The sequence below is a fragment of the Kitasatospora sp. NPDC043950 genome (assembly GCF_056435345.1).
The window spans coordinates 20637-34720 of sequence record NZ_JBWKER010000033.1; the positions used below are offsets into that span (position 1 = coordinate 20637).

The 14084-nt window shown below is 70.9% G+C and carries 12 protein-coding genes and 1 pseudogene; 6 read left to right on the forward strand and 7 right to left on the reverse strand.

Features of this window, described 5'->3' with window-relative positions:
* The first annotated feature begins 309 nt into the window (after nucleotides 1-309).
* Together AC07BF_RS22290 and AC07BF_RS22295 are read left to right on the forward strand one after the other, a co-directional pair.
* On the forward strand, nucleotides 310-1101 hold the full coding sequence (locus AC07BF_RS22290; RefSeq protein WP_363580900.1) for a hemerythrin domain-containing protein: 792 nt from the start codon (nucleotides 310-312) through the stop codon (nucleotides 1099-1101).
* 228 nt (nucleotides 1102-1329) lie between these two features.
* Nucleotides 1330-1737 carry a hypothetical protein gene (locus AC07BF_RS22295; RefSeq protein WP_363580902.1) on the forward strand — a complete coding sequence of 136 codons (408 nt, stop codon included), beginning with the start codon at nucleotides 1330-1332 and terminating at the stop codon, nucleotides 1735-1737.
* Between the two features lie 151 nt (nucleotides 1738-1888).
* Here the strand turns inward: AC07BF_RS22295 and AC07BF_RS22300 are convergent, their stop codons facing one another.
* The gene (locus tag AC07BF_RS22300; protein WP_363628525.1) at nucleotides 1889-2452 is read right to left on the reverse strand and encodes a DUF1707 and FHA domain-containing protein; all 564 of its coding nucleotides are present in this window, start codon (nucleotides 2450-2452) and stop codon (nucleotides 1889-1891) included.
* Nucleotides 2453-2620: 168 nt separating this feature from the next.
* A complete protein-coding gene (locus AC07BF_RS22305) occupies nucleotides 2621-3169 on the reverse strand; it encodes a DUF1697 domain-containing protein (RefSeq protein ID WP_478333806.1) in 549 nt (182 codons plus the stop codon).
* Nucleotides 3170-3234: 65 nt separating this feature from the next.
* On the opposite strand from AC07BF_RS22305, the gene AC07BF_RS22310 reads away from it, so the two are divergent.
* Nucleotides 3235-3705 carry a pyridoxamine 5'-phosphate oxidase family protein gene (locus tag AC07BF_RS22310; protein ID WP_363580906.1) on the forward strand — a complete coding sequence of 157 codons (471 nt, stop codon included), beginning with the start codon at nucleotides 3235-3237 and terminating at the stop codon, nucleotides 3703-3705.
* A gap of 48 nt (nucleotides 3706-3753) precedes the next feature.
* Here AC07BF_RS22310 and AC07BF_RS22315 read toward each other — a convergent pair whose 3' ends face one another.
* Nucleotides 3754-4110, reverse strand: a complete 357-nt coding sequence (locus tag AC07BF_RS22315) for an arsenate reductase family protein (protein WP_400805584.1) — start codon at nucleotides 4108-4110, stop codon at nucleotides 3754-3756.
* Nucleotides 4111-4245: 135 nt separating this feature from the next.
* Between AC07BF_RS22315 and AC07BF_RS22320 the strand changes: the two genes are divergently transcribed.
* Both AC07BF_RS22320 and AC07BF_RS22325 read left to right on the forward strand, forming a co-directional pair.
* Nucleotides 4246-5463 carry a cytochrome P450 gene (locus tag AC07BF_RS22320; protein ID WP_363580908.1) on the forward strand — a complete coding sequence of 406 codons (1218 nt, stop codon included), beginning with the start codon at nucleotides 4246-4248 and terminating at the stop codon, nucleotides 5461-5463.
* 269 nt (nucleotides 5464-5732) lie between these two features.
* On the forward strand, nucleotides 5733-6830 hold the full coding sequence (locus tag AC07BF_RS22325; RefSeq protein ID WP_363580909.1) for a PP2C family protein-serine/threonine phosphatase: 1098 nt from the start codon (nucleotides 5733-5735) through the stop codon (nucleotides 6828-6830).
* A 168-nt stretch (nucleotides 6831-6998) separates the two neighbouring features.
* Here the strand turns inward: AC07BF_RS22325 and AC07BF_RS22330 are convergent, their stop codons facing one another.
* Nucleotides 6999-10277, reverse strand: coding sequence for an SdrD B-like domain-containing protein (locus AC07BF_RS22330; RefSeq protein ID WP_478318756.1), 3279 nt, complete (start codon nucleotides 10275-10277; stop codon nucleotides 6999-7001).
* 597 nt (nucleotides 10278-10874) lie between these two features.
* Here AC07BF_RS22330 and AC07BF_RS22335 point away from each other — a divergent pair.
* A pseudogene (locus AC07BF_RS22335) lies at nucleotides 10875-11664 on the forward strand (IS5 family transposase).
* A 451-nt stretch (nucleotides 11665-12115) separates the two neighbouring features.
* On the opposite strand, the gene AC07BF_RS22340 reads toward AC07BF_RS22335, so the two are convergent.
* The 3 genes from AC07BF_RS22340 to AC07BF_RS22350 all read right to left on the reverse strand — a co-directional run bounded on the left by AC07BF_RS22340 (nucleotide 12116) and on the right by AC07BF_RS22350 (nucleotide 13879).
* Nucleotides 12116-12862, reverse strand: a complete 747-nt coding sequence (locus tag AC07BF_RS22340) for a hypothetical protein (RefSeq protein ID WP_478333807.1) — start codon at nucleotides 12860-12862, stop codon at nucleotides 12116-12118.
* Nucleotides 12859-13263 (reverse strand): hypothetical protein, encoded by a 405-nt coding sequence (locus AC07BF_RS22345; protein WP_478333808.1) that lies wholly within the window; start codon nucleotides 13261-13263, stop codon nucleotides 12859-12861. Before AC07BF_RS22345 ends, AC07BF_RS22340 begins: the two co-directional genes overlap by 4 nt.
* A 220-nt stretch (nucleotides 13264-13483) precedes the next feature.
* Entirely contained in the window at nucleotides 13484-13879 is a 396-nt protein-coding gene (locus AC07BF_RS22350; protein ID WP_478333809.1) for a hypothetical protein, read from the reverse strand.
* Between the last annotated feature and the right edge of the window lie 205 nt (nucleotides 13880-14084).

The window sequence follows — 14084 nt, forward strand, 5'->3', positions numbered from 1 at the left end:
ACGCCCCCCCCTCCCCCCCCCCCCCCCCCCCCCCCCCCCCCCCCCCCACCCCCCCCCCCCCCCCCCCCCCCCCCTCCCCCCCCCCCCCCCCCCCCCCCCCCCCCCCCCCCACGGCGTTCCGGCAGCGTCCGGAGGCCGGGGCGGGCGATCGCGGGGCGGCACCCGCGCAGCGCGGCTTCCCCCGCGCACATGCCTGTGACCTGCGCGTCAATCGGACATTGATTCACTTTTGATCGACTGTGAGCACCTTGGATGGGGCCGCTCCACCGGCTGGCCCCGCCCGCCCCACGACGTCGTGAAGAGAGTGCCATGCCGATCCATCTACTGCCCCAGCCGTCCCCCTCCGTGCCCGAGCAGGCGGGGTCCGGGGTCGACACCCGGGGCGCGGCCGTGCCCGTGCGGGCCGTCGGCGAGGAGCCGGCGACGGCCCGCTTCGCCGGACTGCGGCTGGTGCACGCCGCGCTGCGCCGGGACCTCGCCCGGCTGCCCAACGCCCTGCGGCTGCTCCAGCCCGGCGAGGACGACGCCGGCGAGGCGCTGCTGCGGCACTGGAGCTTCGTGACCGCGATGCTGACCTGCCACCACGAGCAGCAGGACAGCCGGATCTGGCCGATCGTGCGCCGCTTCGCCCCCGAGCTGCGGCTGCTGCTCAACTGGCTGGAGGCGGACCACCACAACCTCGACCACTCGTTCACCCGGGTCACCACGCTGGTGCGGATCGCCAGCCGGGACACCGGCAGCGCCTGGCCGGTGGCGTACGCGATGGAGGACCTGGCGGCCCGGCTGGAGACGCACCTGCGGATCGAGGAGCGCCAGTTGCTGCCCCGGATGGAGCGGGTGGTCCCGGAGGGCTCCCGGCTCGGCGGCCTGGGCGAGCTGATGGACCTGCTGCGCTCGGCGGACGGCCCGGGGACGGCGGACGCGCTGGCCTGGCTGCTGGAGGGTGTGGAACCGGCTCTGGTGGAGCGGCTGTTGGCCGAGTGCGACGACGACGTGGCCCGCAACTGGCCGCACTGGCAGGCCACCTACCAGCGCTGCATGGCGCCGCTGTGGGGTCCGGCCGGTGCGCGGGGCAGCGACCTGGGCGGTGTCGCCGACTGACCGCCGGTCCTTTTCGCGGCCCGTCGATCTACGCGCGTGGCATACCTCTGAGGCATATGCCGAGCCTTTCCGGAATCCGATCCAGCAGTTCCAACTCCCCTCGTCCCCTAGGGGATTCGACCCATCGCCCTCGGGGTCGCGATCGTTCGGGCGCTCCGGGGCCGGCCAGGGGGTGCGTACCGCCGACGGCCGATGGCGGGGCGCGTGCGGGCGCCTACCGTCGACGCCATGACCACAGCGAGCACCCCGAACTCCCACCGAACCCCTGCCCGGCGCCGTTTCGGGCCCGCCGTCCGCCGCCCGGCGCTCCTCGCCGCCGGCGCCGTCCTCACCCTCGGCGCCGGACTGACCGCCTGCGACGGCGGTGTCGCGCTCTGCCTCGACGACGACAGCTGCGACGTCGTCGTGCGCACCGATGACGCCGAGGCCTCCAAGACCCTCCAGGTCTTCGGCGGCGACCGCACCGTGAAGATGACCGTCAGCCACATCACCGACAGCACGGTCGAGGTCGCGGTCGGGGACGAACGGAAGACCGTCGGCAAGGGCGCCGAGACCGCCGTCGGCACGGCGAAGGTCACCCTGCGCAAGGCGGACAAGGGCGACCGCTACGCCGAACTGCACGTCACCCGCGGCTGACGTTCACCGCCCGCACGCCCGCACGCCCGCACGCCCGCACACCCGCACGCACGCCCGCACACCCGCACGTTCACCGTCCGCACGCATGGACGCCCACCCGACGCCTCCCCGGTGCCCGCTCGGGTCCGTACCGACCGGCCGGGGGTGCGACTCAGTCCGAGGCGAGCCGGAACTCCAGGTTCCCGAACCGGACCTGGTCGCCCGGCCGGACCCGTACCCCGCCCGCGATCCGGCGCCCGTTCACATGCGTGCCGTTGGTCGAGCCCAGGTCGTACAGCACCCAGCCGCCGCCCTCGCGCCGCAGTTCGGCGTGCCGTCGGGACACCGAGGCGTCGTGCAGCCGCAGCCCCGAGCCGGGGAACCGACCGATCGTCAACTGCCCGGCCCCGGTCTCCGGCAGGCTCAGCCCGGGCAGCCGTTCGGTGCGCCAGGCCCGGCGCAGCCGGTCCCCGAACGCGGAGACCCGGCCGACCGTCCGCAGCAGGAAGCGCTCGACCGGGCTCCCGGTCGGCAGCCCGGTCATCGCCTCGTCCAACTCGCCCCGGCTGGTGGCGTGCAGGACGATGTCCATCCGGCCGAGGAAGGTGTCGTGCGACAGCCGTCCGCTGCCCGCTCCGTCCTTGAGCACCCCGAGCGCCTGGTCCCGTTCGGCGTCCGAGGGGCGGACCGCGCCGGAGGGCCGGACGGCGCCGGTGCGGAACTCAGGAGACGTCATGGCCCGATTGTCGGCTCGGCCGGCTCGGACTGTCCAGATCACGCCGGGTGCCGGCGCACGGTGAGTACGTCACTGCACTCCAGACGCCCGGTGCGCCACCGCGGTTCCGGGTGGCCGGGTGGCCGGGTTGCCTGGTGCCGGGGTGGCCGGTGCGCGGATGTCAGGAGGTCAGCCCTTCCGGGCGACCGCCAGGATCTTCTCGGTGGTGTGCAGGAACCGGGAGGTGACCGCACCCCGGTAGGCCTTGCCGAACAGTTCCCCGGTGACCCACTTGCCGTCCCGCAGGTGGACCACCACGTACGCGGCGCCCGGGTCGGCGCCGACCACCTCGTGGTCGCCCTTCGGCGAGAGGCGGGGGAGGGCGAGGTCGGCGGGCAGCGGCTCGGAGAGGAAGGCCACCACCAGCCGGACGTCGGGCGTCACCTCGACGCCCTTGAACGGCTCGGCGGCCAGCAGCGCGGCCACCTCGTCGACCGTCCGCAGCAGCGTGGGCACCGGGTAGCCGAGGGACCGTTCCAGGTGCTCCTCGATGCGCCGGGTGAGGGCGGCGCGGTCCGGCTCGTCGGTGGTGAAGAAGACGTTGCCGCTCTGGATGTAGGAGCGCACGCCCCCGAGCCCCAACTCGGCGAAGAGCGCCCGCAGCCGCTCCATCCGCACCGTCCGGCCGCCGACGTTGATCGCCCGCAGGAACGCGATGTACGTGGTCGTGGTGGTCACTCCGCCAGTCTGGCACCGGCCCCTGACACCCGGCGGTTGTCGGTGCCCGGTGCCAGACTGGCGCCATGGCCACCTGGCAGGATTTCGAGCAGCAGGCACCCGAGCTGGCGCCCCTCGTGCGGGCCCGGTTCGAAGCCGAGAAGCACCACGTCCTGGCGACGCTGCGCAAGGACGGGTCGCCCCGGGTGAGCGGTACGGAGGTCGACTTCGTCGGCGCCGACCTGATGCTCGGGTCGATGTACGGCTCGGCCAAGGCGCGCGACCTCCAACGGGACGGCCGCTTCGCGCTGCACGCCCATCCGGGGGACGAGACGATGGCCGGCGGGGACTCCAAGGTCTCCGGCCGCGCGGTCGAGATCACCGACGAGGCCGAACTTTCCGCCTACGCGGCCGATCTGCCCGAGCCGCCGCCGACCGCCTTCCACGCCTTCCGGCTGGACCTGGAGCAGGTGGTGCACACCGCCGTGGGGGAGGGCCACCTGTGGGTCCTCAACTGGCACCCGGGCCGGCCGGTGCAGCGGATCCAGCTGCACTGACCGGCCCCGGACGCCCCGGACGCCTCTTGGGCTCCGGACGCGGCGCTGCTACGGCAGGACGGACTTGACCGCCTCGGGGGTGCGGGCCACGACGGCGTGGCCGTCGTCCGCGGTGATGATCGGGCGCTGGATCAGGATCGGGTGCTCCGCCATCGCCGCGATCCAGCGGTCCCGGTCCGCCGGCTCCCGGGACCACTTCCGCATCCCCAGGTCCTTGGCGACCTGCTCGTCGATGCGGGTGATGTCCCACGGCTCCAGGCCCAGCCGCTCCAGCACCTGCTCCAGCTCGGCCGCGGTCGGCGGATTCTCCAGGTAGCGCCGCACGGTGTACTCGGCCCCGACGGCCTCCAGCTCGCCGAGCGCCGATCGACACTTGCCGCAGCGCGGGTTGATCCAGATCTCCATACCGGCAACCCTACCGAGCCGCCCGACGGCCGGGCGCCAACCCGCCCGGCCCGGCGCCCCCGCCGGACGGGAACTCCGCTGCACCCTCCGGTGGTTCACGCAGCAGGAACGTGGCCTCTGGGAGGGGAGCACCGGATGGACGGCGCGGCGATCATCGAGGAACTGCTGACCAGCGAGGGCCGGGCCGACCCGTACCCGCTGTACGCGCGGGCACACGCGCTGGGCGCGGCGGTGCCCGCCGGGCCGGACACCTTCCTGGTGGCCGGCCACGCCGCGGCCGACAAGGTGCTGCGCACCCCCGCCTTCGCCGTCGCGACCGCCGACATGATGGCGGAGCTGACCCCGGAGTTCGCCGAGCACCCGTCGCTGGCGCTGTTCGGCCGCTCGATCCTGCAGCGCAACGCGCCCGACCACCCCCGGGTCCGCTCGCTGATCGCCTCGGTCTTCACCGCCCGCCGGGTGGCCGCGCTGCGCCCGGCGGTGGAGGAGGCGGTCGCCGGGCTGCTGGACGGGATGGCCGAGCAGGGCGCCGACGGCTCGCCGGTGGACTTCATGGACGCCTTCGCCTTCCGGCTGCCGGTCGGGGTGATCTGCGAACTGCTCGGCGTCCCCGAGCGGGACCGCTACCGCTTCCGCGACCTCGCCTCCGACCTCACCGTCGCCCTGGAGTTCATCGACGACCGCTCCGAGCTCACCGAGGCGGACGAGGCCGCCGACGAACTGGCCGGCTACTTCACCGAGCTGGCCGCCGAGCGCCTCGCCCGCCCGCAAGACGACCTGGTCACCGACCTGGCCCGGATCGCCGTCGACGACCCTGAGCGGCTGCCCGCCCGGGAACTGCTGGCCAACCTGGTGCTGCTGCTGGTGGCCGGCTTCGAGACCACCACCAACCTGCTCGGCAACGGCCTGGCCCTGCTGTTCCGCCACCCGGAGGCCGCCGCCGGGCTGCGCAGCGGCGCGATCACCCCGGCCGGCTTCACCGACGAGGTGCTGCGCTTCGACTCCCCGGTCCAGCTCACCTCCCGGGTGGCGCTGGCCGAGGGGCTGGCCGTCGACGGGCTGCCCGTGCCGGTCGGCAACGTGGCGCTCCTGCTGCTCGGCGCGGCCAACCACGACCCGGCCCGGTACGACCGCCCGGAGGTGTTCGACCCGACCCGCCGGGACAGCCAGCCGCTGAGCTTCGGCGGCGGCCCGCACTACTGCCTGGGCGCCCAGCTGGCCCGACTGGAGGCCGAGGTCGCGGTGCCCGCCCTGCTCGACCGCTTCCCCCGGCTGGCCCCGGGCGGCGTGCCGGCCCGGCGGGACCGCCTGGTCCTGCGCGGCTTCGAGACCCTGCCGGTGATCGTCCGCTGATGACCGTCTCGCTGCTGACCGCCCACCGGTGGGGCCGCCGCTGACCGCCCACCGGCCCGGTTGTCGGCGCGCCCGCCGACCGCCCATCGGCCCCGGCTGTCGGCCGGGGCCGGGTTGGTCACCGTCCGCCGACCGGCCCTGACGCCCCGCTTCCGGGCCCGGTCGGTCCCGGAAACCGGGACGTTCGGCCGTTCGTGGCCGGGTCCTCCGTAGGAGAGCATGGAGGGACGAACCGGTCATACCGACCGGTCGGCCAGGAGGACCCCACCGTGCCCGTAGCACCCCGCCCGGAGCATCCGGCGGCCGTGGAACCCCGGGCACCGCGCTGGGTGCCCTGGCTGCCGGTGCTCCTCCTGCTGCTTGACCTGGCCGCCGAGGCGGTCGTCCCGGACGCCGTCGCGGCCGGCTTCCTGCTGACCGCGCTGCCCGTGGTGGCGGCGTTCAGCTACGGCCCGGTGCTGACCGCCACCACCACGGTCGGCGCCCTGGCGCTGCAACTGGTGCTGGCCGTGCGGGCGGGCCACATCGACGAGCAGCACCACGTCTGGGTCTACATCGCCACGCTGCTCTCCGGGGTGATGGGCACCGCCCTGTCCTGGCAGCGGACCCGGCAGAACCGCACCCTGCTGCACGCCCGTACCGTCGCCGAGACCCTGCAGCGCACCGTGCTGCGCCCGGTGCCCGAGCGGGCGGGCGGTCTGCGGGTGGCCGGCCTCTACCGCCCGGCCCAGGCCGAGGTCCTGGTCGGCGGGGACCTGTACGAGGTGTGCGACACCCGCTTCGGCGTCCGGGTGCTGCTCGGCGACGTCCGCGGCAAGGGCCTCGGCGCCGTCCGTACGGTGGCCGACGTGCTCGGCGCCTTCCGGGCGACCGCGCACGACACCCCCGACCTGGTCGACCTCGCCGACCAGCTGGACCGTGCCGTCCTGCGCGACGCCGCCGACCGGGGCGACGACGAGCTGTTCGTCACCGCCGTCCTGCTGCAGTACCGGCCGGGCTCCGACTGCGTGGAGATCGTCAACCGGGGCCACACCACCCCGCTGCTGCTCACCGAGCACACCATCACCCCGGTGTCCTGCGCGGACGAACTCCCGCTCGGCCTGGCCCACCTCGGGCCCCCCGACGAGCGCGGCAAGCCGACCGCCGTCGCGCTGCCCCCGGGCCACACCGTCCTGCTCTACACCGACGGTGTGAGCGAGGCCCGGGACGCCACCGGCGCCTTCTACCCGCTGGCCCCCCGCCTGGCCGCCCTCGGCACCACCTCGCCCGACCGGCTGGTCTCCTTCCTGGCCCAGGACGTCCACGAGTACGCCGGCCTGCTCGCCGACGACCTCGCCGTCCTGGCGCTGACTCCGGAGCGCCCGTAGGCCTTCCCCGGGTGAACTCCCGCAGCCCGAGCCCCCGGTTCCAGCCCTGCCCGCCTGCCCGCCTGCCCGCCCGCCTGCCTGCCCGTCCGCCTCCGACAACGCGCCAGTGGCGCCGCTGGGGGCGGCGCCACTGGTGTCGGTCGGGTGTTCAGTTGTCCGTCGTCGGTGTCAGCTGTGTCGTCCGGGCCGCCGGTAGACCACCGCGCACAGCGCCACACCTCCCAGGACGGCGAGGGCGCCGAGGGCTGCGATCAGCGCGTCGGGCGCCGAGCCGCCGGTGTTGGGCAGCGTCCCGCCGCTCGCCGACGGACTCGCGCTGTGGGTCGGGCCGGCGGTCGGGGTCGTACTGCCGGACCGGGTCGCGGTCGGCGAGGGGGACGGCGACGGCGTCGGCGAGGACGTCGGCGACGGGGACGACGTCGGGGAAGGCGAGGAGGTCGGGGACGGGGACGGCGACGGGGACGGCGACCCGGTGGGGGTGGTCGGCAGGATCACGCCCATGTCGAGGTCGAGGTCGCGCTGCCCTCCGCTGAGCGTGACGGTCTGGGTGATGCCGGTGGCCGGGTCGGCGTCCGAGTCCTTGGCCGGATCGGTGCCGACGCCCCGCTTGGTGACGACGGCGCCGGCGGGCAGGGTGGACAGGTCGAACTGCACCGCGTAGCTGCCGTCGGGCAGGTGGTCGAAGAGGTAGTGGCCGTTCTGGTCGGTCACCGTGGTGACCGGCTTGCCGTTCTTGTCGCGGACGGGCTGGCCGTTGCCGTCGAGCAGCTTCACCGTGACGCCGGCGATGCCCGGGTCGCCGGGCTTCTGGATGCCGGAACTGTCCACGTCCTGCCAGACGAAGTCGCCGAGCGCGTTGTCGGAGGGCCTGGTCTGCTTGACGGCGACGCCGACCTTGGCCGGCTCGGCGGGCAGCAGCTGGCGGCCGCTGGCGTCGGTGGCGGTGAAGGCGAAGCTGTTCCAGGCGTACTCCCCGTCGGGGGCGTCCACCGAGGCGACCATGGGCCAGGTCAGGGTGAAGGCCTCGCCGGAGGGCAGGCTGCCGGGGCGGCGGACCCGGAACCAGGTGGCCGTTCCCGGGCCGGGGAAGGTGCTGCTCCAGGTGGCGCCGCTGTTGCAGCCGGTCCGGTTGACCAGGGCGGCGTCGACGCACGGGTTGGGGTCGGTGGTGTACTCGATCCCCACGGTCGGGTCGCTGGTGGTGATCGGCTGGCTCAGCGACGGGGTCCAGGCGCTGCCGCGCGGAGCGTCCTGGGTGAGGACGTAGTTGTCGCCCGGGGTGGGGAGCTTGTCGTAGGCGATGAAGTCGGTGACCGGGTCGGGCGAGTCGTTGCGGACGGTCATCCGGTAGGAGATCCGGCCGCCGGGGGTGGCGCTGCCGATGCTGACGTAGTCGGCGTCCAGGTCGCCCATGACCTCCTTGTACGAGCGCAGCACGCTCGGCACGTCCACCTGGATCTGGGAGGAGGCGTGGCACATGAGCTCGGAGGTGTCGCCGTTGCCGTTGAGGTCCAGCACGTCCGGCGTGCTGCCGCTGTCGGAGCCGGAGAACATGCAGGAGACCGGCGCGGTCGGCTGGTCGACGGTGACGTAGATGTCGTTGGTCAGCTCGCCGGAGCGGATGCTGCTGGCCACCTGCACGTCGAAGAGCATCCGGTAGGCCAGCGCGTCGTGCAGGTACGTCATGTCGGGCGCGCCGGGCGGCCATTCCATCCTGACGATCTGGCGGCCGTCCGGGCCGGGGGTGACGGTGATCGACTGGGGGGCCTTGGCGTCCGGGTAGTTCGGGTCCGGGCGGGCCGAGCCCTCGACGTAGACGACACCGGCCGGGAGCACGTCGTACAGCACGAGCGGGCGGGTCAGGTCGCGGCCGCTGCGGTTGTACGGGATCACCTGGAAGGTCGCCATGCCGCCGGGTGCGGACAGCTCGCCGGCGACGGTGGTCTTGGCCGCGCCCAGGTTGGTCGCGGCGGTGACGGTGGTCGAGGCGCAGGCGTTGGCGGCGGAGGTGCTGGTGCCGTCGCCGGCGGTGGTGTCCAGACAGTTGGTCAGCGGGCTGGGGGCCGGGCGCCCGTCGTGGCCGGGGGTGACGACCTGGGTGATCACCTGCACCGAGTTGCCCGGGCTCCAGCCGGTCGGGATGGGGCCGTCCCAGGTGAACCTGAGGCCGTCGAGCCGGCGGCCGGCCGGGATGCCCAGCTCGTCGCGGGTCGGGTCGCCGGCGCCCTGGACGAAGGTGATCCGGCGGGCGCTGGACCCGTCCAGCGGGCTGGACGGGCTGAAGGTCTGCCAGGTCGGGTCGCCGTCGAGGCGGTACTGCAGGGTGAGCCCGATGCTGGTCGGGTTCCACGGCTCCAGCTGGAGGGACTGCGGGAAGAGCCAGTTGTACAGGCCGTCGGTGGTGCCGGCGCCGGGGTCGGTCATGGTCAGGCTGGTGGCCGGGCCGGAGGTGTTGGTGGCCGACAGGCTGAAGGAGTTGAGGTCGCCGGAGGCGACGCTGTCGCGCCACACCTTGCTGGCGGTCACCATCACACCGGTGGCCGGGGGCCGGAACTGACCGGTGGTGGTGCCGGCGGTGTCGAGCTCGCGCTCGGCGTCCGGGCCGATCGGGTCGCCGTACAGGTCCACGGTGTTGTCGGAGGTCGTCCCGTCCGGGAAGTCGGCCTCCGGGTAGTTGACGACCAGCACACCCGGCAGCCGGCAGCCGCCGCGGCCGTTGCCGGAGCGGAACTCCCCGATGTCGTAGCCCCAGGTGTTGGGGCCGGGCGCGACCTGGCTCCAGCCGGGCGAGCGGCCGGTGTCCACCACGGCGCCGGGCGGCAGGGTGTCCAGCAGCCGGCTGGTGTCCAGGTCGACGTTGGGCACCAGGTCGGTGGCGCAGGCGCTGAACTGGTAGGTGACGGTGCGCCCGTCGCTGCTGGAGGTCTGGATGCCCTTGGTCACCGTGTACTGCGGCTGCACCTGGGCCTTGGTGTCGGCGGTGGCGGTCTGGCTGGGCTCACCGGTGGCCGTCATGGTGGCCGAGTTGGTGGAGGCCGCCCCGTCGGGGGTGGTGAAGTTCGGGTACTTCATCGTCACCGTGATGGTGGCGGTGGTGCCCGGGCTGAGGTCCTTGAGCCTGATGTCCATGGTGCCGCCCATCGCGCCCGCCGCGGGCACCGTGGAGGCGGCCTGGTCCACCGAGGAGGGGTCGGGCGTCCAGCCGACGAACTGCATGTTCGACGGCAGGGTGTCGGTGATCCGCCCGTCGGTGCACTCGGTGATGGAACAGGTGTACCGGAGGGTGTAGGTGACGTTCTCCCCCGGGGAGGCGGTCGCCTTGTCGACGGATTTGGTGAAAGAGATCGCGGCCTGGGCCGGCGGCGCCAGCACGCTGCTGCCGAGCAGCGAACCGGCCAGCAGGGCCAGCACCGAGGCGATCCGCCCGGTCCGGAAGTGAATGCGCATCTCGGAAGTTCATCCGACCGTCCGACCGTCCCTCCCCCGACGCAACGCACAACCCCCTACTTCCACCCGATCGGCCCCACCCGCCGAGAGGGCCCCGCCGCGCTCGAGAAGAGCGCGACGGGGCCCTGAACAGGCTTCGTGCCCGCACCGGCAACCGCGATTAGAGGTCGTAGTTCTGATCGAGCATGCCTCTGACCTGCGGAAATATGAACCTCACGGGAGATCATTTCACAACCAGTGCACATGCGACGGCCTTGACGACGAGCTGTGGTGAGAAGCGCCGAGTAGTGATGAATGCGTCGTGGCGACTGTGCGCGGCCGTCGCTACGTAGGGTCGCTGGAATACGCGGCGAATGCTTGCGCGGACGGGGCTCGGCGTCCACAGCCAGGGCTGACGCATCTGGAACTGCACAGGCGGCAGGCTGATCGGTGCCGTGTGGGGGGATCTTCCCAAGTGGCAATCGCTGGCCATCACTGGCCTACCCTCTGAGGCGCACCTGCTTAGAGCTCGTAACAGGATCTTGCTGATCGTCGCTGGTAGAGCGTGACCGATGTGACGATTCGTCCGTTCGTGATGGCGTGAGCAACAAACCGTGGATCGTTGGCGACGAACTGTGGACCCGGATCGAGCCGCTGCTGCCGGCCTGGCCGGAGCGGTCGCCGGGCCCGCGCCCGGTGGACGACCGACTGTGCCTTCAGGGCATCCTGTTCGTGCTGTACACCGGCATCACCTGGCAGCAACTGCCCCTGGAGCTGGGCTTCGGCTCCGGGCAGACCTGCTGGCGCAGGCTCGGCCGCTGGCAGGAGGCCGGGGTGTTCGAGGCCCTGCACCGCATACTCCTGGCCGAGCTGAACGCGGCCGGACTGATCGACTGGACGCGCGCCTGCGTGGACGCCTCCCATGTGCGCGCGAAAAAGGGGGCGACGCGACCGGCCCGTCGCCGGTCGACCGCCGCAAGACCGGCAGCAAACACCACCTGATCAGCGACGGCGGCGGCATACCGTTCCACGTGATCACCACCGCCGCCAACGTCAACGACGTCACCCAGACCCTCGCCCTGGTCGACGGCATCCCGCCCGTCGCCGGCCGCGTCGGCCACCCCCGCAAACGCCCGGACGCCCTGCTCGGCGACAAGGGCTACGACAGCAACCCCAACCGCCGCGAGCTGCGAAAACGCCGCATCCTGCCGGCCATCTCCCGCAAGGGCGCGCGGGACATCATCGGGCTCGGCAAGCTCCGCTATGTCGTCGAGCAGACCTTCGCCCAGCTCCACCAGTTCAAGCGCCTCGCCGTCCGCTGGGAACGCCGCCTCGACCTCCACAACGCCTTCGTCTCACTCGCCTGCAGCGCATCTGCTGGCGACGACTCAACACCCACGGCCAGTGATCGTGTTACGAGCTCTTATGGTTAGAGTCGCGATAATCGATGCGGTGGAGAATTATCAGAGTCGCGCAGTGCAGGGAAATTCGCCAGGCCTCGACTGTCAGACTTTCGTGCGTGTAGAGGTGGTATGTGAGGATTTCAGGATGGACCAGCTGATTTCTGATGCGAGTGACGGCTGCAGGACCACCCGAGCAGCTCCTTTAGTGGCCATCTGCATCTGAAATCGTGTAGTGCCCCTTATGGAGGGAGTGGTGAATTCTTGCAGGGTGCGGGAGGCGAGTTCGGGGCAGCTGTCGTCGAGTCATCCCGATCCGATGGGTCTGGGCCCGGTTGGCGAAGAGGAGGACCATTGCTCCCAGGCGATCTCCCCGTTTGTGTTGTAGCCGGTGAGGAGAGCGGGTCGACCTTGCGGCTCCCGTCGGCTGCATTGGGCCAAAGTCAGGAACGAGGCCTTCTATGAGTAGGCTGCGAAAATAATTGATATCGCAATCCCAAGGAAAATTCCAATGCCAAGCCACCGCAATCTTCCTTCCCAGTCGGGGAGGACTATCGGGGGAGGTGGCGTTACTCTTGCCTCGACTCGTTTCGCAATCTCCGCAAGTGATAAAGTCACTTGCTTGAGCTCTGCTGTGTGGATGCTGCCGCCTTTTAGGTGATTCATTTGATCCGTTGCAGCGCCAAGGCTTTCAATGCTGCTTTCGAGTCGGACTGCGAGCTCGCCGAAGCTGCCATTATTGTGAGATCCGAGAATTCCCTCAAGGCGCCTTGCTAGATTATCAAGCGATTCGAAGTCAATCCTTGTAGAGAGCTGGGAAAGTTGATCCGCAGCGTGGGCTATCTGGCTTGCCACATCTTCGTTGATGCTGCGGCTTGCATGGGTGAGAAGGCTGGCGACGTCCTCATTTATCCGATGTGAGGCGTATGTGAGCCGGTCGGCTACGTCTTCATTGATGCTTCGGGCGGCCACGGAGAGCTGACTGGCAGTGTCGGGTGAGATTATTCCGTCGCGCAGGGCATTTTCGAGCATCTGGGAAAGCCTAGGTGCCGACTTTCCCAGTTTCGCGAGTGTGGCCTTGGTTTTCGGGTCGATCTCGTGGTGAATATTGATGTCGCCATGCTGGTCGCCGCCGATAAATGCACCGTTGCCGTAGTTATTTTGAATCGGCTGCGACTTTTGGGGCACTGGGGCGTCGGCGGTCACCTGTCGCCCCGAGTGCTGATATTGATTTCACCATAGTGGTTGTTGCCGATGAATACCCCAGAGCTGTAATTGTTTTGGGAGCCGATGGTAGTCGTCCTGTTTGGTGCTGCGGTCGCGAGTTCCTCGATATCGGCCCGGGCGTCGGTGTGGGCACTAAGAAAAGCTGCGAACAGCTCGGTCCAGTTGTCGGTGACAGCACGCTCAGTAATCTCGCGCCGGGTCAGCGCTTCCGCGTGCTCATTCAGCATCTGCAAGGCGGAGGCCTCCTCTTGGGGGTTGCTACTGCGACGGAAGATGGCTGAGATCCGTGTGCTCAGTGCGTCGACCTGGCCTTGGAGTAGGTAGGAGAGAACTCCACTGGCGGCTCCCGTACTCACTGCCATAACTGCTTCTCCGTACATGGGACGGTTCTCCTTTGAAGTAGCTGGACAGCCCTTGCGTGGGTTGCACAACCCGGCCTGGACCGTCTTGCGTGCCAGGTTCGTCGACAGTATCGGCCGTAGTGCGGTCCTGGCCGGGCAACGTTGAGCGCTGTCTGAAAGGCGTTGCTGGGGATGTCTGTGCACCGCGTCTACTGCGCGGACAGGTGCCTTCCTCGCTCACGGGGTACCTGGGCCAGGTCTACACGGGTGGGGAGGACGGCCGGAACGATGCCGCCGAGGGAGGGCGATGACGAGGTCGTCGAGTGCGGCCCCGGTCGGGAAGCCGGCGGTGCAGGGCGCTGGCCGGATCGATCAGGAGCGGGACGAGCAGGGTGACAGCGGCGCAAGTCCCGGAGACGGTAAGCACCGCGGTGAGCAGGCCAAGGATGACGGGGCGAGCAGGACGGCGGCGAACCGAGCGGGTGGCGCCCGTGGCGCGACGGATGGTCAGCTCACGGGTCCGGTCGCGGACGGTGGCGAGGCCGATGTTGAGCAGGCCAAGCACGGCGGCCAGGAGCGTGGCCAGAGCGATGCCGAGGAGGGCCTTGTGGGCGGCAGGAAGGTCCTCGGCGAGTTGGGTCGACGGTGTGGGCACGCCGGACCTCTACCTCGCCCGGGTCCATGCTGTTCGCGTCGCTGCGCGGGAGGTTCCAGCCACTGCGCCAAGGGTTCACTGCGCGGTTGCCCGGCAGCAGTAGCGACAGGATGTGACGCATTTCGATCCTGATCAGCTGCTGTTCGTTCAGTTCAGTTCCCTTCATTGCGAGTTGGGTCTCGCCTGTCAGCGGTGGGCAGTAACG